Origin of the sequence: uncultured Roseobacter sp. (assembly GCF_947493125.1) — a bacterium.
GTDB lineage: Bacteria > Pseudomonadota > Alphaproteobacteria > Rhodobacterales > Rhodobacteraceae > Roseobacter.
Genome location: NZ_CANLQB010000001.1, coordinates 271,297 through 296,350, shown reverse-complemented (window position 1 = coordinate 296,350; position 25,054 = coordinate 271,297). Strand labels below are relative to the sequence as shown.

At 62.9% G+C, this 25,054-nt stretch carries 28 protein-coding genes; 5 read left to right on the top strand and 23 right to left on the bottom strand.

Annotation, left to right across the window (positions count from 1 at the left end):
• Positions 1-3: 3 nt before the first annotated feature.
• On the bottom strand, positions 4-213 hold the full coding sequence (tatA, locus tag Q1A71_RS01505) for a twin-arginine translocase TatA/TatE family subunit (protein WP_263844751.1): 210 nt from the start codon (positions 211-213) through the stop codon (positions 4-6).
• A 217-nt stretch (positions 214-430) separates the two neighbouring features.
• Here tatA and Q1A71_RS01500 point away from each other — a divergent pair, with 217 nt between their 5' ends.
• Positions 431-760 carry a hypothetical protein gene (locus Q1A71_RS01500; protein WP_299670962.1) on the top strand — a complete coding sequence of 110 codons (330 nt, stop codon included), beginning with the start codon at positions 431-433 and terminating at the stop codon, positions 758-760.
• Positions 747-1,412 carry a YafY family protein gene (locus tag Q1A71_RS01495; RefSeq protein WP_299670960.1) on the top strand — a complete coding sequence of 222 codons (666 nt, stop codon included), beginning with the start codon at positions 747-749 and terminating at the stop codon, positions 1,410-1,412. The genes Q1A71_RS01500 and Q1A71_RS01495 overlap by 14 nt, the downstream gene beginning before the upstream one ends.
• 33 nt (positions 1,413-1,445) lie before the next feature.
• Here Q1A71_RS01495 and Q1A71_RS01490 read toward each other — a convergent pair whose 3' ends face one another.
• The 7 genes from Q1A71_RS01490 to Q1A71_RS01460 form a co-directional block, all read right to left on the bottom strand.
• Positions 1,446-1,640, bottom strand: a complete 195-nt coding sequence (locus tag Q1A71_RS01490) for a glycine zipper 2TM domain-containing protein (RefSeq protein WP_299670958.1) — start codon at positions 1,638-1,640, stop codon at positions 1,446-1,448.
• Positions 1,641-1,791: 151 nt separating this feature from the next.
• Entirely contained in the window at positions 1,792-2,151 is a 360-nt protein-coding gene (locus Q1A71_RS01485; protein WP_299670956.1) for a Lin0512 family protein, read from the bottom strand.
• The gene (locus Q1A71_RS01480; RefSeq protein WP_299670954.1) at positions 2,144-2,494 is read right to left on the bottom strand and encodes a Lin0512 family protein; all 351 of its coding nucleotides are present in this window, start codon (positions 2,492-2,494) and stop codon (positions 2,144-2,146) included. Before Q1A71_RS01480 ends, Q1A71_RS01485 begins: the two co-directional genes overlap by 8 nt.
• A gap of 19 nt (positions 2,495-2,513) precedes the next feature.
• Positions 2,514-3,590, bottom strand: coding sequence for an ABC transporter ATP-binding protein (locus Q1A71_RS01475; RefSeq protein WP_299670952.1), 1,077 nt, complete (start codon positions 3,588-3,590; stop codon positions 2,514-2,516).
• Positions 3,591-3,632: 42 nt separating this feature from the next.
• Positions 3,633-4,991 (bottom strand): sodium:proline symporter, encoded by a 1,359-nt coding sequence (locus Q1A71_RS01470; protein ID WP_299670950.1) that lies wholly within the window; start codon positions 4,989-4,991, stop codon positions 3,633-3,635.
• A gap of 92 nt (positions 4,992-5,083) precedes the next feature.
• Positions 5,084-6,202: a DNA alkylation repair protein gene (locus tag Q1A71_RS01465; RefSeq protein ID WP_299670948.1), complete on the bottom strand. Its 1,119-nt coding sequence runs from the start codon at positions 6,200-6,202 to the stop codon at positions 5,084-5,086.
• Between the two features lie 3 nt (positions 6,203-6,205).
• Positions 6,206-6,985: an SDR family oxidoreductase gene (locus tag Q1A71_RS01460; protein ID WP_299670946.1), complete on the bottom strand. Its 780-nt coding sequence runs from the start codon at positions 6,983-6,985 to the stop codon at positions 6,206-6,208.
• 140 nt (positions 6,986-7,125) lie between these two features.
• On the opposite strand from Q1A71_RS01460, the gene Q1A71_RS01455 reads away from it, so the two are divergent.
• From Q1A71_RS01455 to Q1A71_RS01445, 3 genes are all read left to right on the top strand, one after another.
• Complete coding sequence (locus Q1A71_RS01455; protein WP_299670944.1) at positions 7,126-8,130, top strand: Hint domain-containing protein; 1,005 nt, start codon at positions 7,126-7,128, stop codon at positions 8,128-8,130.
• An 87-nt stretch (positions 8,131-8,217) separates the two neighbouring features.
• On the top strand, positions 8,218-9,825 hold the full coding sequence (locus Q1A71_RS01450; RefSeq protein WP_299670942.1) for a peptide chain release factor 3: 1,608 nt from the start codon (positions 8,218-8,220) through the stop codon (positions 9,823-9,825).
• A 218-nt stretch (positions 9,826-10,043) separates the two neighbouring features.
• Positions 10,044-11,465, top strand: a complete 1,422-nt coding sequence (locus Q1A71_RS01445) for a DEAD/DEAH box helicase (RefSeq protein WP_299670940.1) — start codon at positions 10,044-10,046, stop codon at positions 11,463-11,465.
• Positions 11,466-11,951: 486 nt separating this feature from the next.
• Here the strand turns inward: Q1A71_RS01445 and Q1A71_RS01440 are convergent, their stop codons facing one another.
• From Q1A71_RS01440 to Q1A71_RS01370, 15 genes are all read right to left on the bottom strand, one after another.
• A complete protein-coding gene (locus tag Q1A71_RS01440; RefSeq protein WP_299670938.1) occupies positions 11,952-13,619 on the bottom strand; it encodes a ribonuclease J in 1,668 nt (555 codons plus the stop codon).
• Between the two features lie 5 nt (positions 13,620-13,624).
• A complete protein-coding gene (locus Q1A71_RS01435) occupies positions 13,625-14,398 on the bottom strand; it encodes a type III pantothenate kinase (RefSeq protein ID WP_299670936.1) in 774 nt (257 codons plus the stop codon).
• A gap of 11 nt (positions 14,399-14,409) precedes the next feature.
• Complete coding sequence (locus Q1A71_RS01430; protein ID WP_299670933.1) at positions 14,410-15,159, bottom strand: biotin--[acetyl-CoA-carboxylase] ligase; 750 nt, start codon at positions 15,157-15,159, stop codon at positions 14,410-14,412.
• A gap of 61 nt (positions 15,160-15,220) precedes the next feature.
• Entirely contained in the window at positions 15,221-16,663 is a 1,443-nt protein-coding gene (gene nuoN, locus Q1A71_RS01425; protein WP_299670931.1) for an NADH-quinone oxidoreductase subunit NuoN, read from the bottom strand.
• Between the two features lie 11 nt (positions 16,664-16,674).
• Positions 16,675-18,216, bottom strand: a complete 1,542-nt coding sequence (locus Q1A71_RS01420; RefSeq protein ID WP_299670929.1) for an NADH-quinone oxidoreductase subunit M — start codon at positions 18,214-18,216, stop codon at positions 16,675-16,677.
• Positions 18,216-20,288, bottom strand: coding sequence for an NADH-quinone oxidoreductase subunit L (nuoL, locus tag Q1A71_RS01415; protein ID WP_299670927.1), 2,073 nt, complete (start codon positions 20,286-20,288; stop codon positions 18,216-18,218). The genes Q1A71_RS01420 and nuoL overlap by 1 nt, the downstream gene beginning before the upstream one ends.
• A 131-nt stretch (positions 20,289-20,419) precedes the next feature.
• Positions 20,420-20,725 carry an NADH-quinone oxidoreductase subunit NuoK gene (gene nuoK / locus Q1A71_RS01410; protein ID WP_299670924.1) on the bottom strand — a complete coding sequence of 102 codons (306 nt, stop codon included), beginning with the start codon at positions 20,723-20,725 and terminating at the stop codon, positions 20,420-20,422.
• 45 nt (positions 20,726-20,770) lie between these two features.
• Positions 20,771-21,376 (bottom strand): hypothetical protein, encoded by a 606-nt coding sequence (locus Q1A71_RS01405; protein ID WP_299670922.1) that lies wholly within the window; start codon positions 21,374-21,376, stop codon positions 20,771-20,773.
• Between the two features lie 99 nt (positions 21,377-21,475).
• Positions 21,476-22,078, bottom strand: a complete 603-nt coding sequence (locus tag Q1A71_RS01400; protein ID WP_299670920.1) for an NADH-quinone oxidoreductase subunit J — start codon at positions 22,076-22,078, stop codon at positions 21,476-21,478.
• Positions 22,075-22,494 (bottom strand): carboxymuconolactone decarboxylase family protein, encoded by a 420-nt coding sequence (locus Q1A71_RS01395; RefSeq protein ID WP_299670918.1) that lies wholly within the window; start codon positions 22,492-22,494, stop codon positions 22,075-22,077. The genes Q1A71_RS01400 and Q1A71_RS01395 overlap by 4 nt, the downstream gene beginning before the upstream one ends.
• Positions 22,491-22,874 (bottom strand): carboxymuconolactone decarboxylase family protein, encoded by a 384-nt coding sequence (locus Q1A71_RS01390; RefSeq protein ID WP_299670916.1) that lies wholly within the window; start codon positions 22,872-22,874, stop codon positions 22,491-22,493. Before Q1A71_RS01390 ends, Q1A71_RS01395 begins: the two co-directional genes overlap by 4 nt.
• Positions 22,871-23,365, bottom strand: coding sequence for an NADH-quinone oxidoreductase subunit NuoI (gene nuoI / locus Q1A71_RS01385; RefSeq protein WP_299670914.1), 495 nt, complete (start codon positions 23,363-23,365; stop codon positions 22,871-22,873). The genes Q1A71_RS01390 and nuoI overlap by 4 nt, the downstream gene beginning before the upstream one ends.
• The gene (locus Q1A71_RS01380) at positions 23,365-23,643 is read right to left on the bottom strand and encodes a hypothetical protein (protein ID WP_299670912.1); all 279 of its coding nucleotides are present in this window, start codon (positions 23,641-23,643) and stop codon (positions 23,365-23,367) included. The genes nuoI and Q1A71_RS01380 overlap by 1 nt, the downstream gene beginning before the upstream one ends.
• Positions 23,636-24,673: an NADH-quinone oxidoreductase subunit NuoH gene (gene nuoH / locus Q1A71_RS01375; RefSeq protein ID WP_299670910.1), complete on the bottom strand. Its 1,038-nt coding sequence runs from the start codon at positions 24,671-24,673 to the stop codon at positions 23,636-23,638. Before nuoH ends, Q1A71_RS01380 begins: the two co-directional genes overlap by 8 nt.
• Positions 24,674-24,679: 6 nt before the next feature.
• Complete coding sequence (locus Q1A71_RS01370) at positions 24,680-25,051, bottom strand: hypothetical protein (protein WP_299670908.1); 372 nt, start codon at positions 25,049-25,051, stop codon at positions 24,680-24,682.
• Positions 25,052-25,054: the final 3 nt, after the last annotated feature.

Genomic DNA, 25,054 nt, shown 5'->3' with positions numbered 1-25,054 from the left:
GAGTTAGACCTTGTCTTTTTCGGCCTCGGGGGTGACGTCCTTGGCCTCTTCGGACTTGGCGATTTCATCCTGGCCTTCGCTGATGCCCTTCTTGAACGAGGTGATGCCCTTGCCCACTTCGCCCATCAGGCTGGAAATCTTGCCGCGCCCGAAGAGCACGAGCACCACAACAGCGATCAGCAAAAGGCCCGGAAGCCCAATATTGTTCAACATGATACATCTCCCATAAGGTCTCGTCCCGCAAAGCGGGTCTGTCTGCCTCAGCAATACGCGCGCGCGGCGCTCTGCAGAAGCCTGAAAGCCGTCGGTCACTGCGGGCAAAGGGCGAAAAGTGCAGAAAATTGTCGCTCGCCAAACACAACTGACAGGTTTATGTCAGTTGAGACTCCCTAAGACGGGCGTGTCAAAACCAAACATGAAGGACATGCGTATGACCGCCCCAACCGTTGCCGAAATCGTCACCTTCCGCCTCAAGGAAGGCCGCGACCCGTCAGAGTTCGCCCGCGCCGCCGAGGCAATGACCCCGTTTCTACGCAGCACGGGTGCGATGGTCTCGCGCACCCTGAGCGCAGATCCGGACGGGCTCTGGACCGAGTTCATCACCTGGACCTCCGAGGAGGCCGCGAAATCCGCGGCTGAAGCGATGTTCGCCCGCCCCGAAGCCGGGCCTTTCATGGAGATGATCGACCAGAGCGACATGTCGATGCGCCACGCGGCGATCTCGCTCTACCTGCCACCGGAGGATCATGCGCCGCACTGATCGCCTTTTCGACATCATCCAGATCCTGCGCGACGGCAAGCTGCACCGTGCGCAGGACATCGCCGCACGTCTCGAGGTCTCCACGCGCACGATCTACCGCGACATGGACACGCTTGTGGCGTCGGGCGTGCCGGTGCAGGGGGAGCGCGGCGTGGGCTATATGATCACCGAAGCGATCAGCCTGCCGCCGCTGAACCTCACCGTCGCTGAACTGGAGGCGCTGAACCTCGGCATGGCCATCGTGGCTGAGGCCGCCGATCCGGACCTGAAAGCCGCCGCCCTGAGCCTCGCCGAGAAGGTCGATGCGGTGCTGCCCACCCAGACCATCGCCGATGCGGACCAGTGGAAGTTCGCCGTCTACCCTTTCGCCGATGCCGCCCGCGGCTTTGCCCATATGCCCACCTTGCGCGCGGCGATCCGGGCCAAGCAGAAGCTGCGCCTCACCTACACGTCGAAAGACGCGCGCGTGACCACCCGCATCATCCGCCCTCTGCACATGGAATATTGGGGCCGCATCTGGACCCTGACCTCATGGTGCGAGCTGCGTGACGATTTCCGTGTCTTCCGGGTCGATCTGATCCAGACCGCCGAGGCGCTCCCCGAGCTCTTTGTCGATGAGCCCGGGAAGACCTTGGCCGATTACGTGCCCTGACCCGCCGGGTGGCCGGACATCTTCGCAGGTGACTTAGCAGCCCGCGGCGTTGCTTCCGGCCAGCCCGCCCGCGACGGCCCCGCCAGCGGTCAGGATATCCCTGCCCGAGCCACCCCCCAGCTCATTGCCCAAAGCAGCGCCCGCAAGCGCACCGGCAAGTCCGGCGCCTGCGCATCCGACCTGCCTTTGTTGCTGGGGTGTCGTGGCACAGGCCTGAAGCAGCGCCATCAGCCCTAGGGCGGTGATGATACCATTATGTCTTCATTGGAGTTTTCCCTTTCGCAGCTGAGGTCGGACCGCGACATGCGGCCGATCCACAGCCCGACAACGCGGCGGGGAGGTCCTTATTCCAAAAAATCGGCGCGACGCCAGCTGCTGGTCAGGATTTCAACTGCCACCCGGTCTGCTGCGGCAGGAAGGCCTCGACACTGGCCTGCGCGATCACGATGGGGTCGTCGGTGTCGGTGCCCACGTTCAACCCGCCCTTGACCACGCGCACCTCGGCCCGGCCCCGTGGCAGGGTCGCGACCAGAGCCTCCACATCCACCGCCTCGGGCTGCTGCACGCCGACCGTGACCTGCACCCGCATGGCGTCATGGCTCAAGCCCACCGCGCCGAAAATCGGCAGCGAGGAATGGCGAAACGCATCCTCGATCGCGCGTTTCGCGGCCTTGGTGTAATCCTGCCCGTGCAGGTCGTTGCCCATGCCCATCTCGATGATCAACCGCTGCTCAGCCATCCGCCCGCTCCATGTCAAACCCCACGGTCAGCGCCACATTGGCCATGATCGTCGGGTTTCCCGCGCCCTTTGGCCGCGCGATGTCCAGCCCGCCGTGATGCACTGTGACCTCAGCATGACCGTAGGGAAAGACCTTGAGCACCTCCGCCACATCCACTTGATCCGGCTGCTGCACGCCGATATCGACGCGGATCTGCATGTCGGTCTTCTCGAACCCGAAAAGCTCGGCCAGGTTGATCGAATTGTGCCAGAGCGCGTCCTTCACGCCGCGCACGGCGGCCTGCGTGTAGTCGCCCCGCCGCAGGGATGTGCCCATCCCGAATTCCACCAGCAATCGCGTCATCGCAGCCCCTCCTTAAGCGTCAAAAGATAAAGCATTTGTCCCGCCGGATTGTCAGCCACATGACCGTGCCCGGTTTCGGCAGGAACACATTCGGCACCGTCGCCCGCAGCACCGAGCCATCGTAATCCATGCCAAACTCCACGAGGCTCTCGTTGCCCATGAAGCGCGCGCGCTGCACCACGCCGCGTGCGGCGGTGCCATCGGTTGCCGTGGGCTTCGGCCCCACGCCATTGCGGTCAAAGTCGATGCGCACATGCTGCGGACGAAAGACGATGTCCACATCCGTCCCGTCCGGCACGCCCGGCGCCAGAAACTGACCAAAGGGCGTTTCGGCCAGCGCACCCTGCACCCGCGCTTTCAGCACATTGGTGTCCGAGAAAAACGCCACCGCCGCGCGGTCGACCGGGCGGGTATAGACGTTGTAGGGCGCGCCCTGCTGCACGATCCGTCCGTCGCGCATCAGGGCAATCTCATCGGCCATGCGCATCGCCTCTTCCGGCTCGTGCGTGACCAGCAAGACAGCGGTGTTCTCCTCCTTGAGGATGTTCAGCGTCTCGTCCCGAATGCCGTCCCGCAGCCGGTTATCAAGGCCCGAGAAGGGCTCGTCCATCAGCATGATCTTGGGCTTCGGCGCCAGCGCCCGAGCCAGCGCAACACGCTGTTGCTCCCCGCCCGACAGCTGATGCGGAAACCCGTCGATAAAGCGCATGAGGTCCACACGGGTGAGCAATTCCTCGACTCGCGCGCGCTTTTCCGCCTTCGACGCCCCCTTCAGCCCAAAGGCCACGTTGTCCGCCACACTCAGATGCGGGAACAGCGCAAAGTCCTGAAACATCAGCCCGATCTCGCGCCGCTCGGGGGGCAAACGGAAAATCGTGTCGCACACTAGCTGGCCATCCACATAGATCTCGCCGCTGTCCTGCATCTCGACACCGGCAATCATCCGCAGCGTCGTGGACTTGCCGCAGCCCGAGGGCCCCAAAAGGCAGGTCACCTGCCCCGGCTGGATCGCAAAGCTCACATCATCGACCACCGCGCGCCCGTCAAAAGCGCGGCGCAGGTTCCTGATTTCAAGCCGGGGGGGAGGCGTGGTCACGGGTCGGCCCAAATCCGATCAAATTCATCGGATAAGCAGCTATCAGCCCTTCCGCGCCCCTGCAAGCACCGCTGCCATACCCACGGCGAGAACCAGAATGCAGATCACCAGCAGCTGTTCGTACTTGTGCCCCTCCGGGAGCAAAGCCGCCACCGTGGGCCAGCTGCGCGCGAAATAGGCAAAGGCCCCGAGCATCGCCGCCCCATAGGCCAGCAGATACGACCACAGCGGCACAGCTCGCGCTCCGATCAGCCCCACCAGCAGGACGGGCGCCAGGAACATCGAGGCGGTCCCGCTGACGGCGACGGCATCAAAGAGCGTCGCATTGCCCCAAAGCGTCAGACCCGCGCCCGCGACCACCACCACCACCATGACTCCGCGCCCGCCCGCAAGGCTGCGCGCGGCCAGCCCCAACTCTTCCACGCCAAGCCGGGCCGAAGAGGCCAGCGCCGAATCGAGCGTGCTCAGCGCCGAAACCAGCAGTGACACGATCAGCAGCATGAAGACCCATGGCGGGAACATCGCGGCCCAGGTGCCGATCAGCTCGCCGTCATAGGTGGCGCCGATGAGGCTCGCCTGAATGCCGAAAAACCCGAATGCGATGATGCAGAGCGTCGAAATCCAGAAGGCATGCAGAAACGACCGCCGCGTGGTCTCCTCATCCGCGAGAAAGCCACGGTCCATCATCACCGGGTCATGCGCGGGGTAGGAGAAGACCTGCAAAGCCGCGACGGCCAAGAGGACCCAGCCGTTGTACGCGCCCGAGACACCCGGGGCCGTCAGCACCGCGCCAAGCGAAAACCCCGGCGACAGCACCAGCGCCCCGAAGGCCAGCACGAGGGCGACCAGGAACAGCAGCATCTGCACCACATCTGTCCGCAGCGCCGCGCTGAGCCCGCCCCAGGCGGAATAGGCCAGCCCCAGCACCGAAACGATGAGGATCGCTAGCGTCCCGCTGCCACCGGCCAGCGCATCGAAGATCAGCCCCACCACCAGCAGGTTGGCAAAAACCTCCGACAGGAGCCGCAGCCCGATCACGAAATTATACGTCCCCTGCCCCGCACGACCAAAGCGCGCACCGAGCCAGTCCTGCACTGAGCCCGCGCCGTTGCGGCGCAGATGCGCCACGATCAGCCCACCGGTCAGGAATGAGCCATAGTAGGCCGCGTAGGCCAGCGTGCCCGCGATCCCGTAGTAGTATCCGAGAATGGCGGAGTTCATCAGCGAGCGAGCGAAAATCCAGGTGGTCACCTGGCTCAGCACCAGCACCCAGAGCCCGGGCGGGCGGCCCTCGGCACTTTGCCCGCCAAAGAAGCCATCGACCGTCGCACGGCGGGGTGCCGCCAGCAGGCTCAACGCCACGACCGCCGCAAAAAGGATAATCAAAACGGTGGCTTGCATCGCGGAGTCCTTGTGCCGATATGTCTGGCACAAGAGCTAACCGAGCGCGGGGCGCACCGCCACCAACCTGTCGGGAATGTGAAGCGGCGCGATCAGGTCAGCTCGAACCCGGCCTCCGCGCGGTCAACGCCGTTGACCTGCACCGTCACCCGATGCGGGCCCGGATAAAGCCTGAATGTGGTCGCATCCCCCTTCAGCTTATGCACCTTGCGCGCCACGAAGGGCTTGCCCGGGACCGCCTTGCCTTGCTTCAGCTTGAAGACCTTCTCACCGGTCTTGCCCTCGGGCCGCGCGAAGGTGAGGCGATAATCGACCAGCACCGGCAGATCGACCGCACTCGCCACGCTGCAGGTGAACATCAGTGCCTCGCCCATGACCACCTGCGGCGTTTCGATCTCGAGATCGACCGTGACCGGAACGCTCGCATCGAACCCCAGCGCGGCCATGGCGCCCGCATGCCCCTGTTTGATCAGCGTGCGCAGCGCATGGCGGGTCATCCAGTCGAGCTCCTTGGCCGATTGCACGCCCTTGGATTTCCAACCCGTCAAGCGGACAAGCACCAGATCGTCATGGGTCTTGGACAGGTCATTGAGGTGGTTTGAGACCGAGCGCGTGACAAAGCGCGTCGGATCGCCATGCAGCCGGTCAAGCAGCGGCAGCGTCTGGTCAGGGGTCAGCACCACCGCCTTGGCCCAGGGCAGCTTGGGCCGCGTGCCTTCACTCACCAGTCGGCGCACGTGATAATTCTCATCCTCGGCCCAGAGCGCCAGCGTGGCGAGCGTCTCCTCCGTCCAGCGGTTCAGGAAGGGGCGGATGTAGAACTCCATCGAGAACCGCTGCGTCGCCTCGTAGAGCAGCGCCATGGCCCGGGCGCGATGATCCTCCAGCCCATGCCGCACCGCGAGGATGCCTGGCACCGCATGGATGAACTGGCCAAAGTCATCATCCCGAAGCGAGGGATCAAGCCGCGCGGGCATCGCCGCCTCGAGTTGGTCCGCCATCGTCGGAAAGTCCGTCGTCAGCTGCGCCTCGGCACAATCGGCCAACCACTCCATCCGCGCCATCAGCTCCCGCTCGGGAAAGCCCGCCAGCGCCTCCTTCTCAAACCGCGCAGCATCGAACCCGGGCACACCCGCGGCAAATTCGCCCGCCAACTGGCCCACCGTCCGCGGGTTGAAGAGATCGTCTTTCAGAGAATATCCCGCGGCCATGGCCTAGATCGTGGCGTTGGTGGCGCCGCCATCGCAGAGGATGTTCTGGCCGACGATGAACCCCGCATGCTGCGAGCACAGGAAAGCACAGGCTGCGCCGAACTCCTCCGCCGTGCCATAGCGCCCGGCCGGAATGGTCGCGGACCGGCGCGCGCGCGCCTCTTCCAGCGTGATGCCTTCGCGTTCGGCCACGGGACCATCCAGCGCCTGCGCCCGATCCGTCGCGTGGATCCCCGGCAGCAGATTGTTGATGGTCACGCCCGATCCGGCCACCTGGCGACTGGTCCCTGCCACATACCCGGTCAACCCGGTGCGTGCGGCATTGCTCAGGCCGAGTTGCGGGATCGGCGCCTTGACCGATTGCGACGTGATGTTGACAACCCGGCCCCAGCCGCGCTCCATCATCCCGGGCACCAGCGCTTTGATCATCGCTATCGGGCTCAGCATATTGGCATCGAGCGCCGCAATGAAGTCCTCCCGGTCCCAGTCATGCCACATGCCCGGCGGCGGACCGCCCGCGTTGTTGACAAGGATATCTGGCGCTCCGGCTGCGGCGAGCACGGCTTCGCGCCCGTCGTCTGTGGTGATATCGGCCGGCACAACCTCGACCGAGACACCATGCGCCGCCCGGATCATCTCGGCCGTGGTATCCAGCGCCTCGGTCCCCCGGGCATTCAGCACCAGATCGCAGCCCGCCGCCGCCAGCGCCTCGGCACAGCCGCGCCCGAGACCCTTGGACGCAGCACAAACAACCGCGCGTTTACCTTTAATCCCCAAATCCATGGCATGCTCCCTGAATGATTCACGCATGCCTAGCATCGGCACCCCCGCCAAGACCAGACAAAGCGCCGCAAAGTTGACCAGACCGCACCGCCTCCCTAGGGTCCGCGCCGGCCCCCTCGCCTGAAAGCAGTCCAGCCCCGATGACCGACACCGCCTCACATCACTCCATTTCCGCGCTTCTGGGCGCCGATCTGTATGTGACATCCGGCGCGAACGAGGGCGACACGCTGAGCTTCGCCGACGATCTGAACATGGATGACATCTATCAGCTGCGTGGAACGGCCCGCGCGGGGCGGTTGGCGCTGCTCTGCGACGCGCGCGGCGCGCTGCAGCTCGCACCGGACACCGACCTGGGGCGCCCCGGCGCGGAGGTGCATATCGACTGCCTGCTGACGCTCATGGCACCGCACACCTCGGTGACAGAAGTGCTTGTCCTGGTCCAGACGGATACAGAAGCGCATGTCGAGGACGTCTTTGCCGTGCCGCTGGCCCCGCTCGCACCCAAGACCGAATACCAGTTGGTCGGCATCGACCGGGAGAGCGCCGCACAGAAACTGGCACAAGTGGCCTGTGTATCTTTCACACGGGGAACGCATATCACCACCGGGTCGGGCCGCCAGCAGCCCATTGAAACCCTGCAGCCGGGAGACGAAGTGCTGACCCGGGACGACGGGGTCCAGCGTATCCGCTGGATCGGGCACACCACACTGCGGGCCGTGGGAGACTTCGCGCCGGTCCGCATCACCGCAGGCGCGCTGAACAACACGCGCGATCTGGTGGTGAGCCCTGATCACCGGCTCTTCATCTATCAGCGGACAGACAAGTTGGGGGCAGGACGCGCCGAAGTGCTGATCAAGGCGCGGCATCTGGTCAACGGCAGCTCCGTCACCGTGGATCAGGGCGGTTTTGTCGATTACTATCAACTGCTCTTCGACAGGCATCAGATCATCTACGCCGAAGGAATCGCGGCAGAATCGATGTTCGTGGACGGGCGCACGGCGGCGTTGCTGCCTCCCGCTCTGAAGGACCAGAGCGACGGTGAAGCGGCCCGGCAGCTGGACGAGATGAAAGCGCTGGAGCTGCGGGAGGACCAGCTGGATCATCCCGATCCCGCGGAGATCCTGCGTCGCGCGTCGTTGCGCTGAGGGCTGGGCGGCCTGAAAGCCCGCCCCACCTGCCTGCACGACCTGCAGCGCTTGCCGCCGAGGGCGCGCCTCGCTATACGCTCGCACATGTTGGACAGCCCCCAAAACCGCCCCGATCTGCCGCCTGAAATCGCGCGGCGCCGGACCTTTGCGATCATCAGCCACCCGGATGCGGGCAAGACCACGCTGACCGAGAAATTCCTGCTGTTCGGCGGGGCGATCCAGATGGCGGGCCAGGTGCGGGCCAAGGGCGAGGCGCGGCGGACCCGATCGGACTTCATGGCGATGGAGAAGGACCGCGGCATCTCGGTCTCGGCCTCCGCCATGTCCTTCGATTTCAAGGAGTATCGCTTCAATCTGGTGGACACCCCCGGCCACTCGGATTTCTCCGAAGACACCTATCGCACGCTGACGGCGGTGGACGCCGCCGTGATGGTCATCGACGGCGCCAAGGGGGTCGAGAGCCAGACGCAGAAGCTTTTCGAGGTCTGCCGCATGCGCGACCTGCCGATCCTCACCTTCTGCAACAAGATGGACCGCGAGAGCCGGGATGTTTTCGAGATCATCGACGAGATCCAGGAAAACCTCGCCATCGACGTCACGCCTGCGAGTTGGCCCATTGGCATGGGGCGCGATTTTCTGGGCTGCTACGATATCCTGCGCGACCGGCTGGAGCTGATGGACCGCACGGATCGAAACCGCGTCGCCGAGAGCATCGAGATCAACGGGCTGGACGATCCCAAGCTGGCCGAGCATGTGCCTGCCGACCTGCTCGACAAACTGCGCGAGGAGCTGGAGATGGCGCGCGAGCTGCTGCCGCCGCTGGATAGGGCGGCGATGCATGAAGGCTCGCTCACACCGATCTGGTTCGGCTCCGCGATCAACTCCTTTGGTGTCAAGGAACTGATGGAGGGCATCGCCTCCTACGGCCCGCAGCCGCAGATCCAGACGGCTGAGCCGCGCCAGATCCTGCCCGAGGAAAAGAAAGTGGCCGGTTTCGTCTTCAAGGTGCAGGCCAATATGGACCCCAAGCACCGCGACCGTGTGGCCTTTGTGCGGCTGGCGTCTGGGCATTTCGAACGTGGCATGAAGCTGACGCATGTGCGCTCCAAAAAGCCTATGGCGATCAGCAACCCTGTCATGTTTCTGGCCTCCGACCGGGAGCTGGCGGAAGAAGCCTGGGCTGGCGATATCATCGGCATTCCCAATCACGGTCAGCTGCGCATCGGTGATACCCTGACCGAGGGCGAGGCGATCCGGGTGACCGGCATTCCCTCCTTCGCTCCGGAACTGTTGCAAGGCGTGCGCGCGGGCGATCCCCTGAAAGCGAAACACCTGGAAAAGGCGCTGATGCAATTCGCCGAGGAAGGCGCAGCAAAGGTCTTCAAACCCGCGATTGGCTCAGGTTTTGTGGTCGGCGTCGTCGGCCAATTGCAGTTCGAGGTGCTGGCCAGCCGGATCGAGCTGGAATACGGCCTGCCCGTGCGGTTTGAGGCGTCGCAGTTCACATCGGCCCGCTGGGTCAGCGGCCCCAAACCCGCCGTCGATGCCTTCACGGACCGCAACAAGCAGCACATCGCGCAGGACCACGATGGCGACATCGTGTACCTGACACGCCTGCAATGGGACATCGACCGCGTTGCCCGCGACGATCCGGATGTCACCTTGAGCGCGACCAAGGAGATGATGGTCTGAGCGCCCCCGGGGTGCTCTCGGGGAAATCGCACGGAAACCACCCGTCAGCGGCATATTTTTCTGAGGATTCACCAATAGATAGTATGGTGATTTGACCCTGCGCCCGCATGTTGCTATGGACGCGCATCGTGTCGCGGTGTCAGCCGCCTTTTTGGGCCATTCGGGCCGATACGAACGCTGCTGCGGGCCAAGACAGTGTCCGCGAAAACCGGACATATATGACAAAATTCTCTGATCTGAATCTGAACCCAAAAGTCCTGAAAGCCATCGACGAGGCGGGCTATGAGAGCCCCACGCCCATTCAGGCCGGGGCCATTCCGCCCGCACTCGAAGGCAAGGACGTGCTGGGCATCGCCCAGACCGGCACCGGCAAGACGGCGAGCTTCACGCTGCCGCTGATCACGCAACTGGCCCGGGGTCGCGCACGAGCGCGCATGCCGCGCAGCCTGGTGCTCTGCCCGACGCGGGAACTCGCCGCCCAAGTGGCCGAGAACTTCGACACCTATGCCAAATACGTCAAGCTGACCAAGGCGCTGCTGATCGGCGGTGTCAGCTTCAAGGAGCAAGACCTGCTGATCGACAAGGGCGTCGATGTGCTGATCGCCACGCCTGGCCGCCTGCTCGATCATTTCGAGCGCGGCAAGCTGATCCTGAACGACGTGAAAGTCATGGTCGTCGACGAGGCCGACCGCATGCTCGACATGGGGTTCATCCCTGACATCGAACGCATCTTCGGCCTGACGCCCTTCACCCGGCAAACGCTCTTCTTCTCCGCCACCATGGCGCCGGAAATCGAGCGCATCACCAACACTTTCCTCTCCGCGCCCGAACGGATCGAGGTCGCACGGCAGGCGACGACCGGCGAGAACATCGCGCAAGGCGTGGTCATGTTCAAGGGCAGCCGCCGTGACCGCGAGGCTTCGGAAAAGCGCAAGCTGCTGCGGGCGCTGATTGATGCCGAGGGTGAAAAATGCACCAATGCCATCGTCTTCTGCAACCGCAAGGTCGACGTGGATATCGTGGCGAAGTCGCTGAAGAAATACGGCTACGACGCCGCCCCCATCCACGGCGACCTGGACCAGTCCCAGCGCACACGCACCCTCGACGGCTTCCGTGAGGGCACGCTGCGCTTTCTCGTGGCCTCGGATGTGGCCGCGCGCGGGCTCGACGTGCCGGCGGTCAGCCATGTGTTCAACTTTGATGTGCCCAGCCACGCGGAAGACTACGTGCACCGCATCGGCCGCACTGGTCGTGCCGGGCGGGACGGCAAGGCGATGATGATCTGCATTCCGCGTGACGAGAAGAACCTCGCCGATATCGAAAAACTGGTCCAGCGCGAGATCCCGCGCATGGACAATCCGCTCAAGTCCGACAAACCGGAGAAGACGTCCGGCGGGACGGGGGCCAAAACCGAAGACCCACCCAAGAAAACCCGCTCCCGCAGCCGGAAAAAGGACGAGGCGGAGACGCAACAAATTGCGAATGGGACGCCCGAAGAGGCACCCAAGCGCAGCCGCGGACGGCGCGGTTCGGGCGGTGGCGCCGATAAATCGGACCGCGGTGGCAACAAGGTCGTGGGCCTGGGTGATCACACCCCCGAATTCATCGGTCTGAGCTTCAAGGAACGCATCGCGGGCTGAGGCGCTCAGTCAAGCGTGATGTCGATTTCGAGCGTCTGATCCCGACGAAATAACGGGGCCGCGACGTCGAGAACCATATCGTACCTGCGGGAGGTCAATGGTGCGTCCCGGCCCCGCACCGATTGCGGTGGGGTTCGCGCAGTTTTCCAGCAGCTGACATGGAGCGCGGCTCATGCGTGGCAACACCGCACATCTGGCGGATCGCCGCACCGGAGCGGTCTGGCCCTGATCCGATCTCTGATCATCGGCGGTATACCACCTTTGCCCGCATCCACAGGCAGGGGGTTAGACACCGCAACTCCTGAAAAGGCACGTCGAAGGGTGCTTTGCAAGACCGGCACATGATCCTGACAAGCGCGGCGTCCGGCGCATGGATGTCGGCGGTATGCTCCGGTGCGAACGGGTCAAAACGTGGTACGGCGTTTTCAGCAAAGCACACTGCTGGCTCCACCATTGGCGACAGAATGTCCGCGAAAGGGCAATGCGTCAGCTGAGGCGGCTGACCACAACAGTGACCTCCGGCTTGCGCCCGATCTCATCGAGCGCCGTCTGCCGCACGGTGCGTTTCAGCCCCTCGTTCAGCTTGTCGTCATCGCGCAGGATCTTGGCCCCGGCCCGCGCCAGCCATTGACCCAGATCCGCCTCCAGCACATCCACCAGGGACGCCCGACTGCTGCCCGTCTCGGGCAGGCCCATGAGCTCGCACCAGGGCTCGCCCAAGGGCTCATCCTCGTCATCCAGGATCACCGTGACCACCACATGCCCGTTCAGCGCCATGCGAATGCGGTCGCGCACAACGCCATCCAGCGCCCCGATCTGCACCGTGCCATCCAGATAAGTCCGCCCGGTCTCGATGTATTCCGCAATTGTCGGCTGATTGCCCGAGAGATCCACCATCATCCCGTTCACCGCCAGCACACCGGTCATCCCGTTGCGCTCGGCCAGTTTCACATGCTCGCGCAGATGCCGGTGCTCGCCATGCATCGGGATCACCACCTGCGGTTTCACAATGCTCGTCAGCCGCTCCAGATCGGGCCGGTTCGCATGGCCAGAAACGTGATAGAGCCCCGTGCTGTCATCGACCACATCGACCCCCTGCTCTGAGAACGCATTGATGATGCGGATCACACCCTTTTCGTTGCCTGGAATGGTCTTGGACGAAAACAGAAAGAGGTCGCCCTCCTTCATTTCTATACCCTGATACTTGCCGCGTGACAGCTGTGCCGAGGCGGCGCGCCGCTCACCTTGAGAGCCCGTCACAAGCAGCATCAGGTTCTCGCGCGGGATATCGCGCGCGTCTTCCGGCGGCACAACGCGTGGGAAACCTGTCAGCACACCGGTTTCCACCGCCGCTTCCACCATGCGCTTCATCGCCCGGCCCATCAGCACAATGGATCGGCCCGCGCGCTCGCCCGCCTCGGCCAGCGTCTTCACCCGCGCGACGTTGGAGGCAAAGGTGGTCGCCACGACCATGCCCTTGGCCTGCTCGACCAGCTTGGTAATCTCCGGGCCGACGCTCGCCTCCGAGCGGCCCTCATGCCGGGAAAACACATTGGTGCTGTCGCAGATCAGCGCCTTCACCCCGGGCTTGCTCACCTCTGCCCAGAGGTCGGGATCAAAGGGCTCGCCCACCAGCGGCGTCTCGTCGAGCTTGAAGTCGCCGGAGTGGATCACCCGGCCATCGGGGCTGTCGATCACCATCGACGAGCTTTCCGGGATCGAATGCGAGATGGGCAGGAAGCTCACGGAAAACGGCCCAGCGGTCACGGTCTCCGGCCAAGGTGAGACCACCTTTACGGCGTCCTCGGGATGCCCCTGCTCCTCCATCTTGCGCCGCGCGATATTGGCCGTGAAGGCGCGGGCGTAGATCGGCGCGCGCAGCTGGTCATAGGTATGCGCCACCGCGCCGATGTGATCTTCATGCGCATGGGTGATGAACACTGCTTCGATCTGGTCGCGCCGCTCCACCAGCCAGGCGATATCCGGCAGGATCAGATCGACCCCGGGGCTCGTCTCCATGTCCGGGAAGGCCACGCCCAGGTCCACGACGATCAGCCGCTCCTTGCCCGGACGGCCATAGCCATAGACATAGCAGTTCATACCAATTTCACCCGCGCCGCCAAGCGCGAGGTAGATCAAACGTTCGTTGCTCATAAGGGTTAAGCGGCGTCCTTGTTATACTTGTGGATCACGGTCAGCCCGTGAATGGTCAGATCGTCCTCGAAGGCATCAAAGAGCGCTTCGGACTGCTGGAAGAGCGGGGCCAGCCCCCCGGTTGAGATCACGCGCATGTCGCGGGCGCGTTCCGCCTTGATCCGGGCACATATCTCACGCACGAGCCCGATGTAACCCCAGAAGACACCCGACTGCATGCAGGCCACCGTATTGGTGCCGATCACCGCCTGCGGTTTGGAAATGTCCACATGCGGCAGCGCGGCTGCAGCCTGATGCAGCGCCTCAAGGCTGAGGTTCACGCCGGGGGCGATCACGCCGCCCACATAGGCGCCGTCACCGGCCACCACATCAAAGGTCGTGGCCGTGCCGAAATCCACCACGATCAGGTCACCGCCATAGAGGTTGTGCCCCGCGACGGTGTTGACCAACCGGTCCGGCCCGACTGCCGTGCCCTCATCGACCCGCACATCCACCGGCAACAGGCAATCCGGTTTCCCCACGACCAAAGGCCGCGTGTCGAAATACCGATCCGCCATGACCCGCAGGTTGAACACCACGCGCGGCACGGTCGAAGAGACAATCACATCGGTGATCGTCACATCGAGGTTCTGCAGCTTCATCAGCGTGCTGAGCCAGACGTAGTACTGATCTGCCGTGCGTTGCCACTCGGTCGAGGTGCGCCAATGGGCGAGGAATTGCTCCCCGTCCCAGATCGCAAAAACCGTGTTGGTGTTCCCGCAGTCAATCGCCAGCAGCATCGCCCGCCCCCTCAGAAAAACACATCCGCCGCGGCAATCGCGCGCATCTCTTTGGGCGTCCGCAGCAAAAGGTTACCATCCCCGTCCACATCCTCAAAGGTGCCGGTGATCTCCTCCCGGCCAGTGCGGGCCACGATTGTCTCGCCCAGGCGCGCCGCATGTTGCAGCCAGGCCGCCCGAATGGGGCCAAAGCCATGGGTGGTGAATTGCTGCTCCAGCGGCGCATAGGCCCGCGCCAGCGCGTCCAGAAAGGCCTCCGCTCCAACGGTGACGCCGGTTTCGCCGCGAAGGGACACGGGCCGCACCGCGCCCTGCTCCACCGCATCCGCACCGGGGGCTGCGACAAGATTGACGCCGACGCCAATGGCCAGCGGCCCGACCGCCCCGCCCTGCCCCGCACTTTCCAGAAGGATCCCCGCCACCTTGCCACCGCGCAGCAGCACATCATTCGGCCATTTCAGGGCAAAGGCCTCGGCGCGCCCGCAGACCTCCACAAAGGCCTGCCGCAGGGCCAGCGACATCACGAAAGAGCGCAGCGCGGCAACACCTGGCGTCTGATCATGACGCAGCACAAGGGTGGCCGCAAAATTCCCAACCGGCATGGCCCAGGGCCGCCCGCGCCGCCCGCGCGCAGCCGTCTGCCGATGCGCCAAAACCCAGAAAGGCGCGGGCTCTTCCGCCGCCAGCCGCACCGCCTCATCCAGTGTGGAGCCGACCTGTTGCAGGATCACCCGGCCATATCCGTCCGGCCATGCCATCATGGTGTCTTGTGGCGGAAAACGCGCCCCCGGGAGGGTCGGTCAGCCATGCGCGCCAAGGGGTTCAGTTGACGAGCATCGCCGCAGCGGCGGCGGCCGCGGACTCGACCCCGAACATATTCACGATGCCCAGCACCATGATCACCGCCGAGGCCATGAGGAACCCTGACAGCAGCGGTGAACCGCCTCCGTCAATGCCCTCCTCCGCCTCGTCACCGAAGTACATGTAGAAGACGATGCGCAGGTAGTAGTAAGCCCCGATCACCGAGGCGATCACACCGGCCACCGCAAGCCACGCCAGCCCGGCCTCATAGGCCGCGCGCAAGACATAGAACTTGCCGAAGAACCCCAGCATCGGCGGCACACCCGCGAGCGAGAAGAGCAGCACCAGCATCGCCAGCGCCTTGCCCGGCTCGCGCTTGGCATACATGTTCAGCGCCCCGATATCCGTCACCGGCTGCCCGTCCTTCTCCATCATCAGGATAAAGGCGAAGGTGCCCACGTTCATGGTCACGTAAATCGCCATATAGATCAGCATCGCCTGCACGCCGAGCACGGTGCCGGCGGCCAGACCCATCAGCGCATAGCCCATATGGGCAATCGACGAAAACGCCATCAGCCGTTTGATGTTGGTCTGACCGATCGCCGCCACGGCGCCCAAGAACATCGAGAGCACCGACAACAGCGCCACGATCTGGCTCCAGTCGCTGACCGCATTGCCGAAGGCGTCATGCAGCACGCGCGCAAAGAGCGCCATCGCCGCCACTTTCGGCGCGGTGGCAAAGAACGCCGTAACAGGGGTCGGAGAGCCTTCGTAGACATCCGGCGTCCACATGTGGAAGGGCACTGCAGAGACCTTGAACGCCATGCCGGCCATCAGGAACACCAGACCAAAGAGCAACCCAAGCGAGACCTCGCCCTCTTGCGCCGTCTCGATAATGCCGGAAAAGAGCGTGGTGCCTGCATAGCCATAGACCAGCGACGCGCCATAGAGCAGCAGGCCTGAGGACAGCGCGCCCAGCACGAAGTACTTCAGCCCCGCCTCGGTCGATTTCACGGAATCCCGGCGCAGCGAGGCCACCACGTAAAGCGCCAGCGATTGCAGCTCCAACCCCATGTAAAGCGCCATCAGGTCATTGGCCGACACCATGACCATCATGCCGACGGCACTCAAGGCCACCAGCAGCGGATACTCGAACCGCAAAAGGTCCCGCTGCTTCATGTAGGCTTCGGACATCATCAGAACCGCAGCGGCGGCCAACAGGATCGTGACCTTCGCAAAGCGCGCAAAGCCGTCGATCATCAGCATCCCGTTGAAGGCACTCCGCGCACCCTCACCCGTGGCGCCGATCCAGGCCGCGAGCGCGATCATCACGCCCGCCGTCATCCAGACCAGCGTCGAGGCGAGCCCGTCCTTGGTGGTGTAGACCGCCACCAGCAGCATCCCCATCGCATAAACCGCGAGCAGGATTTCCGGCAGCACAAGGGTCAGATCAGCGGGGGTCATCGCGTGTTCCTTCAGTTCGACGCCAGCTGGTTGGCGGCCTCAGCCGCGGCCAGCGCCGTGTCGTAATTTGAGACCAGATTGGCCACCGCGGGCCCGGTGATATCCAGCACCAGCGCGGGATAGACCCCCAGCAGCAAGGTCATCGCCACCAGCGGCGCAAAGATCCAGCGCTCGCGCGGGGTCATATCGGTGATCGAGCGCAGGCTCTCCTTGATCAGATCCCCCATCACCACCCGGCGGTAGAGCCAGAGCGCATAAGCCGCGGAGAAAATCACTCCGGTGGTCGCCACAGCCGCCACCCAGGTATTGACTTGGAAGACCGCCATCAGCGTCAGGAATTCCCCCACAAACCCGGAGGTGCCCGGCAGCCCCACATTCGCCATCGTGAAGAGCATGAAGATCAGCGCATAGGCCGGCATCCGGTTCACGAGGCCGCCGTAAGCATCGATCTCACGCGTGTGCATCCGGTCATAGATCACGCCCACACAGAGGAATAGCGCGCCCGAGATAAACCCGTGGCTGATCATCTGGAAGATCGCCCCATCGACGCCTTGCTGGTTCGCGGCAAAAATCCCCATGGTCACAAACCCCATGTGCGCGACCGAGGAATAGGCGATCAGCTTCTTCATGTCCTCCTGCACCAGTGCCACCAGCGAGGTGTAGACAATCGCAATCGCCGACATCCACAGCACCAGCGGCGTCAGAACCTCCGCCCCCACCGGGAACATCGGCAGCGAGAAGCGCAGGAAGCCATAGCCGCCCATCTTCAGCAGGATCGCGGCCAGCACCACCGACCCTGCGGTGGGCGCCTGCACGTGCGCATCGGGCAGCCAGGTGTGCACCGGCCACATCGGCATCTTGACCGCAAAGCTCGCAAAGAACGCCAGGAACAGCAAAGTCTGGAACCCGCCGACGATGGTCACACCGGCAATGCTGAACGTCTCGAAGTCGAACTGGTGGATCAGCAGCTGCTCGATGTCGGTGGTGCCCGCTTCGGCGAACATGCCCACCATCGCCACCAACATCAGCACCGAGCCGAGGAAGGTGTAGAGGAAGAACTTGAAGCTGGCATAGATCCGGTTCGCCCCGCCCCAGATACCGATGATCAGGAACATCGGGATGAGCCCGGCCTCGAAGAACAGGTAGAACAGCACCAGATCGAGCGCCATGAAGACGCCCAGCATCAGCGTCTCCAGCAGCAAAAACGCAATCATATATTCTTTGACGCGGGTTTCCACATTCCACGACGCCGCAATCACCAGCGGCATCATGAAGGTGGTCAGCATGACAAACAGCACCGAGATGCCGTCGACCCCCATCTTGTATTGCAGGCCCAAGAGCCACGGCGCCTCTTCCACAAACTGGAAGCCGGTATCATTCGGGTCGAACTCGGCCAGAATGAACAGCGACACCAGGAAGGTCATCGTCGTCGCCGCCATCGCCAGCCACTTGGCATTGCGGTTCGCCGCTTCGTCATCCCCGCGCAGGAAGATCAGCAGGATCAGCGCCGCAACCGCCGGAATGAAGGTCACAATGGAAAGCAGGTTGTCCATCAGTTGGCTCCCCCGGAGAGCGACATCCATGTGACCAGCACCGCGATGCCGATCACCATGGCAAAGGCGTAGGTGAAGATGTAGCCGGACTGCGCGCGGCCCGCGAGGCGGGTGAAGAAGGGGATGATCCCCATGGCCACACCGTTCAGACCGCCGTCGATCACATCACCGTCACCGCGTCTCCAGAGGAAGCGGCCGATCCACTTGGCGGGGCCCACGAAGATCACGTCGTAGATCTCATCGAAATACCACTTGTTCTTCAGGAACAGGTACAGAGGCCGCTGGTTCTCGGCCAGACGCTTCGGCATCTCGGGGTTCACAATGTAGAACCAGACGGCCACCACAAACCCAAGCACCATTGCAATGAAAGGTGAGAGCTTCACCCAAGTGGGCACGTAATGCGCCTCATGCAGCACGGTGTTCTCGGGTGCGATGTAGATGCCCGCGCCCCCGGGCGGGTCTTCCATGACATAGTGAAGCTCGGACGCCTTCGGGCTGCGCTCCGCAACCGCGGCTTTGATCTCGTCGCTTGGCTCTTCATAGTGACCGCCAAAGAAGGTGATCACCTCGTTCTGCTTGCCGAAGAAGCTCGAGTACCAGATGGCCCCCGCGAAGATCGAGCCGAGCGCCAGGACGCCCAGCGGCAAGATCATGGTCATCGGGCTTTCATGCGCGTGCTCATGGGTGTGCTTGTCGCCACGCGGCGCGCCCCAGAAGGTCAGGAACATCAGCCGCCAGGAGTAGAAGGAGGTAAACAGCGCCGCGATCACCAGCGCCCAGAAGGCAAAGCCGCCGGGCATCGCCGCATAGGCGCTCTCGATCACCGCGTCCTTCGAGGCAAAGCCCGCGAACCCGATCCAACCGGTGAGCGGGATACCCACCCCGGTGATCGCCAGCGTTCCGATCAGCATGGCCCAGAAGGTGTAGGGCAGCTTCTTGCGCAGCCCGCCATAGTTCATCATGTCCTGCTCGTGGTGCATCCCGTGGATGACCGAGCCCGCGCCAAGGAACAGCATCGCCTTGAAGAACGCGTGGGTGAAGAGGTGGAACATCGCCACCGAGTAGGCGCCAACGCCCGCCGCCACGAACATATAGCCCAGCTGCGAGCAGGTCGAATAGGCGATCACGCGTTTGATGTCGGTCTGCACCAACCCCACCGTCGCGGCAAAAAAGGCGGTCGCAGCCCCGAGCACAGTCACGAACATCATCGCCTCGGGTGCAAACTCCATGATCGGCGACATGCGGCAGACGAGGAAGACCCCCGCCGTCACCATGGTCGCCGCGTGAATGAGCGCGGAGACCGGCGTCGGGCCTTCCATCGCATCGGGCAGCCAGGTGTGCAGGATCAACTGCGCTGATTTGCCCATCGCCCCGATGAACAGCAGGAAGGCCACCAGATTGGCCGCGTTCCACTCGGACCACAGGAAGGTCAGCTGCGTCTCGGCCAGATCGGGTGCGGCGGCAAAGACATCGTCGAAATTGATCGAATCCGTCAGGAAGAACAGCGCAAAGATCCCCAACGCAAAGCCGAAATCGCCGACCCGGTTGACCACAAAGGCCTTGATGGCCGCCGCATTGGCGGAGGGTTTGCGATAGTAGAACCCGATCAGCAGGTAGGAGGCGACGCCCACGCCTTCCCAACCAAAGAACATCTGAACCAAGTTATCGGCGGTCACCAGCATCAGCATCGCGAAGGTGAAGAAGCTCAGATAGGCGAAGAAGCGCGGCTTATATACCTCACCGTCTTTCCACTGCGGATCATGGGCCATGTAGCCAAAGGAATAAAGGTGCACGAGGCTCGACACCGTCGTGATCACAATCAGCATGACTGCGGTCAGCCGGTCGAGCCTTATCGCCCAATCGGTGCTGAGCGTCCCGCTTTCGATGAAGCGCAGGATCTGGATCTGCTCGGTGGTGCCGTCAAACGTCAGGAAAACAACCCAGCTGAGAATTGCCGAAACAAAGAGCAGCGAGGTCGCAATCCACATCGCCGCCGTCTCGCCAAAGATACGCCAGCCAAACCCGCACAAAAGCGCGCCGACCAGCGGGGCAAAGAGGATGATGGTTTCCATGGTCAGGTTATCCTTTGGTCTTTGCCTTCGGGTCCGACGACCCCAAATCATTCATCGCGACGTGGTACACGCCAAACACACCAATCGCGACCGGAAGCAGCCAGATATATTCAAGTGCGATGCTCACTGCGTCACCCCTTCATCACATTGACGTCTTCCACGGCGATGGTGCCGCGGTTGCGGAAGAAACAGACCAGAATGGCCAGACCAATCGCCGCCTCTGCCGCCGCCACCGTGAGCACGAAGAGCGTAAACACCTGCCCCACCAGATCGTCGAGGAAGCTGGAGAAAGCCACCAGATTGATGTTCACCGCCAGCAGCATTAGCTCAATGCTCATCAACAGAATGATGATGTTCTTGCGGTTCAGAAACAGCCCGAAGATGCCGATGACAAAGAGCGTCGCCGCCACTATCAGGTAATGTTCAAGTCCGATCATGTCGCCCCTCCGGGATGCATCCCGCCTGTCTTCTCTTGCCGTGCCTCAGCCCAGCACAAATTCCGTCTTGTCGCCGCGCGCATCCGGGTAAAAGGCCGCACAGGCACATGTTTCATCACTCAGCGTCTCGATCCGCACATCACGGGTGAAATCATCCAGCTCGTCCGCCATCCGCTCGAGCGTCGCGAACACCCGCGCGCCGGATTCGTGTTTGGCAATGACCTTCAGCGCATCTTCCACCCGGTCGAATGGAAAGCGCGCGTTCATGTTCTCTTCCGCCGCGCGCAAGCGCAGCGCCATGCCCGGCGCGCAATCCATCACCGTGATATCGGTGGCCGAGCCTTCCTGAGACCACCAGTCGCGCCATATCACGCGACCCTCGCCCAGATCCCAGTGGTCGGCCTCGCCGCCGTGGCTGATATGGGTGGTGCGGGTGCAGTCCTCGACCGAGAGGGCGTATAGGGGCGTTGAGACCAAGAGCGCAAAACCCAAAGTCAATGCCCGGTGGGCACCACCGGGCAGCGCCCGACCGCCCCCGCGGGCGGACGCTTCGCGCGACGCCCGCGACCCGCCGCTGCCCTCATTTCCAAACACAGCCGATGGTTTAGCGGGCGTCAGCGCTCCCCATGGTGTATTGATAACTTGCCCCATCGTCTTGTCCTTGCCGGCCTCAGCGCCGGTTGAAATATCCAAATGCCGCGAGCACCGCGACCGCTACAGCCACCAGAATGGCAATCTGGTCGCCCTCCATTACAAGCCCTGCCCCGGCTTCACGTCCTTCAGCTCCATGGCCGTCGCCGGGTCGCGCATCATCTGCGCGACCACATCCTGCCGCTTCACATCCGACCGGTGGCGCAGCGTCAGCACAATCGCCCCGATCATCGCCACCAGCAGGATCAGCCCCGCCAGCTGGAAGAGCAGGAAGTACTGATCATAGAGGATCATCCCCAGCGCCTCGGTGTTGTGCCGGTCCACCGGCGTCACGTTCGCACGGAAGCCCTCTGCCGCGGCATTGGCTTCCCACGACCCAAAGGCCATCACGAACTGCAGCAGGATCACCACTCCGATGAGCAGTGCGAGCGGCATGTATTTCGCCATCTCAGCCTTCAGCTCGGCGAAATCCACATCCAGCATCATCACCACGAAAAGGAACAAGACCGCAACCGCGCCGACGTAGACAATGATCAGCAGCATGGCGACAAACTCAGCCCCCAGAAGCACGAAAAGTCCGGCCGAGGAAAGGAACGCGAGGATCAGCCAGAGTACGGAATGCACCGGGTTACGGCTGATGACCGTGAAGAGCCCGCCCGCGATCACGCTGATCGCAAAGAGATAAAAGGCAAAAACCGTCATTCCTCGTCCTTTCCTTCGTCCAGCACTTGCTGCGCCAGTTCCAGTGCCCGCGTCATCGCCGGCAGGCCCGCGAACATCGACATCTGGCCAATGGTCTCGACGATATGCTGCTCGCTGGCTCCGGCTTCGAGCGCGTGGCGCACCGCCTGCCTGAAGGCCACATCGTTCTGCGCGCCCTGCATGGTCAGCCCCGCCAGCGTCAGCAGCATGCGCGTGCGCGCATCCAGTGAGCCCTCGTTCAGCGCGTTGCCGAACATCATTTCCATCATCTCTTTGGGCATCGTGCCCATCATCTTCTCGAACCCCTTGGGCGTGAAGGCCTCCATCGCCGGGAAGGCTTTCGCCATCTCCTGCGCCTGCGTGAACATGGCTGCAAAAGGGTTCGCGCCTTCGAAGGGGTTCTTTGCGTCGCTCATGCGGCCTCCTCCTCGAAGACCTCAAGGGCGGAGTTGAGCGCGTTGATCATCGCCGGAAAGCCGCCGTAAAGCGCCATCTGGTTGATCACTTCGGCCACCTCGCGCTGGCTCGCACCCGATCGCAGGGCATTGCGGATGTGCACCTTCAGCTGCGGGCCCGTCTGCCCGCCCAAAGCCGCCAAAGCAGCGACCGTTGCGAGATACCGCGTCCGGTCGTCCAACCCTTCGCGGGTGTAATAGTGCCCAAACGCCACTTCCATCATCGAGGTGGAAAACCCCGGCAGGATGGCGTCATAGCGCGCGGCCAGCGCATCCTCAATGCCCGGATTGGTGGCCTCCGCCATCGCCTTGCCGCGTTGATATGCGTCGGAAGTGGTCATCTGTAAGGCGCATCCAGTTCCAGGTTGCGGGCGATCTCGGCCTCCCAGCGCTCGCCGTTGGCCAGCAGCTTTTCCTTGTCGTAGTAGAGCTCCTCGCGCGTCTCGGTAGAGAACTCGAAGTTCGGCCCTTCGACAATCGCATCCACCGGGCAGGCCTCCTGACAGAAGCCGCAGTAGATGCATTTGGTCATGTCGATGTCATAGCGCGTGGTGCGGCGCGAGCCGTCCTCGCGCGGCTCCGCATCAATGGTGATCGCCTGCGCCGGGCAGATCGCCTCGCAAAGCTTGCAGGCAATGCAGCGTTCCTCGCCGTTGGGATAGCGCCGCAGCGCATGCTCGCCCCGGAAGCGCGGAGAAAGCGGCCCCTTCTCATGCGGGTAGTTCAGCGTGGCCTTCTTGCCGAAGAAGTACTTCAGCCCCAGTTTCATGCCGACCCAGAAATCCTGCAGCAGGAAATACTTGGCGGCGCGGGTGTAGTCGATCTGTGTCATCAGTCCTCCTTCGGCCCTAAATCAACATCAACCGATGTCCAACCTGGGTTTTTCATGGCGGCACTAATCTCAGCAGCGTTGAAATCGGACGATTTGTTGAGATAGTTCATCGCTTCTACAATTGGTGGTCTAGCTGCGTGATACTCCGCGACTACTTTTCCATCGACTTCGAGTTTGTAGACCGAGCGCGAGTATGGTTCGAGAATGACTCGCTTGCTGCCAATCTCAATAATTGCCCGCTCTCGCAGATCATCGTTTTGCTCGGTCACATCATCCACCCATCCCCCAGCGCGCATAAGCGCCCCAGAACCAGTCGAACTTGGCAGCAAAGGCCACGAAGACCACCCAGACGAGGGAAAACGGCAGGAAAACCTTCCAACCCAGCCGCATCAGCTGGTCGTAGCGGTAGCGGGGCGTGATCGCCTTGACCATCGCAAAGAGGAAGAAGAAGAAGCCCATCTTGGCGACCATCCACAGCGCGCCATCGGGCAGGCCCGGAATGGGTGACAGCCAGCCGCCAAAGAAGAGCAGCGTGGTCAGTGCGCACATCAGGAAGATAGCGATATATTCACCGGCCATGAAGAGCAGGAAGGGCGTCGAGGAATACTCCACCTGATAGCCCGCGACGAGTTCGGATTCCGCTTCCGGCAAATCGAAAGGCGGGCGATTGGTCTCGGCCAGACAGCTGATGAAGAACAGGAACACCATCGGGAAATGCGGCAGCCAGTACCAGCTGAAGAAGCCGTAAGGCCCGTCCTGTGCGGCCACGATGCCGCCGAAGTTCATGGACCCGGTCGAGATGATCACTCCGATGATAATCAGCCCCAGCGACACCTCGTAGGAGATCATCTGCGCCGCCGAGCGCAATGACCCGAGGAACGGATACTTTGAGTTCGAGGCCCAACCGCCCATGATCACGCCGTAAACCTCCAGCGAGGAGACGGCAAAGACAAAGAGGATCGCCACGTTGATGTCGCTCAACACCCATGTCTCGTTGAACGGGATCACCGCCCAGGCAATCAGCGCCAGCACGAAGGATGTCATCGGCGCCAGCATGAAGACGGTCTTATCCGCACCCGCAGGCACCACCACCTCTTTCACCACATATTTCAGCGCATCCGCCACGGTCTGCAACAACCCGAAGGTGCCCACCACATTCGGACCGCGCCGCATCTGCACGGCGGCCCAGATCTTGCGGTCGCCATAGACCAGGAACAGCAGCGAAACCATGACAAAGCCCACAACCGCAAGCACTTGCGCCAGGATAATCACGGCGATGCCGCCCGGGGTGGTAAAGAAATCAGCCATAGGTCCTCACACCGTGGGAATGCGTTTTTGCCTGCAGTGAGCGGTGACCGCCGCGGCGTCGATCACCCGAATGCCCCGCGGTCGCTCTGACGAGGTGATGTAAACAACATCTGCGGCCCACACGCCACCCTCTCTGTCGAAATTCGACCGCACGTAGCGCGCATATGGCACAGCATCCTGCTGCATGAAAGACGCCACAGCACAATCCGCGTATTCAAAGACATTGGCCGCGGTTCCCGCCTTGGTCATGCGCGCCTCGACCTGCACAAGATCACCGGCCAGCTGCCGGATGTCCGCGCCAAGATAATCCGGCACGAAGTCGGACGCCAAAGGGGCCTGTTCGGTACAGGCGGCAAGGATCATGGCAGCGCTCAGCACAGC

What these genes read in the sequence shown, in the direction of transcription:
- Q1A71_RS01470 (WP_299670950.1), bottom strand. Translation starts at nt 4,991, where the DNA reads ATGCAAGCCACCGTTTTGATTATCCTTTTTGCGGCGGTCGTGGCGTTG.
- Q1A71_RS01495 (WP_299670960.1), top strand. Translation starts at nt 747, where the DNA reads ATGCGCCGCACTGATCGCCTTTTCGACATCATCCAGATCCTGCGCGAC.
- nuoI (WP_299670914.1), bottom strand. Translation starts at nt 23,365, where the DNA reads ATGACACAGATCGACTACACCCGCGCCGCCAAGTATTTCCTGCTGCAG.
- Q1A71_RS01490 (WP_299670958.1), bottom strand. Translation starts at nt 1,640, where the DNA reads ATGGCGCTGCTTCAGGCCTGTGCCACGACACCCCAGCAACAAAGGCAG.
- Q1A71_RS01465 (WP_299670948.1), bottom strand. Translation starts at nt 6,202, where the DNA reads ATGGCCGCGGGATATTCTCTGAAAGACGATCTCTTCAACCCGCGGACG.
- Q1A71_RS01390 (WP_299670916.1), bottom strand. Translation starts at nt 22,874, where the DNA reads ATGACCACTTCCGACGCATATCAACGCGGCAAGGCGATGGCGGAGGCC.
- Q1A71_RS01500 (WP_299670962.1), top strand. Translation starts at nt 431, where the DNA reads ATGACCGCCCCAACCGTTGCCGAAATCGTCACCTTCCGCCTCAAGGAA.
- Q1A71_RS01450 (WP_299670942.1), top strand. Translation starts at nt 8,218, where the DNA reads ATGTTGGACAGCCCCCAAAACCGCCCCGATCTGCCGCCTGAAATCGCG.
- Q1A71_RS01400 (WP_299670920.1), bottom strand. Translation starts at nt 22,078, where the DNA reads ATGACGGTTTTTGCCTTTTATCTCTTTGCGATCAGCGTGATCGCGGGC.
- Q1A71_RS01485 (WP_299670956.1), bottom strand. Translation starts at nt 2,151, where the DNA reads ATGGCTGAGCAGCGGTTGATCATCGAGATGGGCATGGGCAACGACCTG.
- Q1A71_RS01395 (WP_299670918.1), bottom strand. Translation starts at nt 22,494, where the DNA reads ATGAGCGACGCAAAGAACCCCTTCGAAGGCGCGAACCCTTTTGCAGCC.
- Q1A71_RS01455 (WP_299670944.1), top strand. Translation starts at nt 7,126, where the DNA reads ATGACCGACACCGCCTCACATCACTCCATTTCCGCGCTTCTGGGCGCC.
- Q1A71_RS01435 (WP_299670936.1), bottom strand. Translation starts at nt 14,398, where the DNA reads ATGCTGCTGGCGATTGACTGCGGGAACACCAACACGGTTTTTGCGATC.
- nuoL (WP_299670927.1), bottom strand. Translation starts at nt 20,288, where the DNA reads ATGGAAACCATCATCCTCTTTGCCCCGCTGGTCGGCGCGCTTTTGTGC.
- tatA (WP_263844751.1), bottom strand. Translation starts at nt 213, where the DNA reads ATGTTGAACAATATTGGGCTTCCGGGCCTTTTGCTGATCGCTGTTGTG.
- nuoH (WP_299670910.1), bottom strand. Translation starts at nt 24,673, where the DNA reads ATGGCTGATTTCTTTACCACCCCGGGCGGCATCGCCGTGATTATCCTG.
- nuoN (WP_299670931.1), bottom strand. Translation starts at nt 16,663, where the DNA reads ATGACCCCCGCTGATCTGACCCTTGTGCTGCCGGAAATCCTGCTCGCG.
- Q1A71_RS01420 (WP_299670929.1), bottom strand. Translation starts at nt 18,216, where the DNA reads ATGGACAACCTGCTTTCCATTGTGACCTTCATTCCGGCGGTTGCGGCG.
- Q1A71_RS01440 (WP_299670938.1), bottom strand. Translation starts at nt 13,619, where the DNA reads ATGAGCAACGAACGTTTGATCTACCTCGCGCTTGGCGGCGCGGGTGAA.
- Q1A71_RS01480 (WP_299670954.1), bottom strand. Translation starts at nt 2,494, where the DNA reads ATGACGCGATTGCTGGTGGAATTCGGGATGGGCACATCCCTGCGGCGG.
- Q1A71_RS01430 (WP_299670933.1), bottom strand. Translation starts at nt 15,159, where the DNA reads ATGATGGCATGGCCGGACGGATATGGCCGGGTGATCCTGCAACAGGTC.
- Q1A71_RS01460 (WP_299670946.1), bottom strand. Translation starts at nt 6,985, where the DNA reads ATGGATTTGGGGATTAAAGGTAAACGCGCGGTTGTTTGTGCTGCGTCC.
- Q1A71_RS01445 (WP_299670940.1), top strand. Translation starts at nt 10,044, where the DNA reads ATGACAAAATTCTCTGATCTGAATCTGAACCCAAAAGTCCTGAAAGCC.
- Q1A71_RS01405 (WP_299670922.1), bottom strand. Translation starts at nt 21,376, where the DNA reads ATGGGGCAAGTTATCAATACACCATGGGGAGCGCTGACGCCCGCTAAA.
- nuoK (WP_299670924.1), bottom strand. Translation starts at nt 20,725, where the DNA reads ATGATCGGACTTGAACATTACCTGATAGTGGCGGCGACGCTCTTTGTC.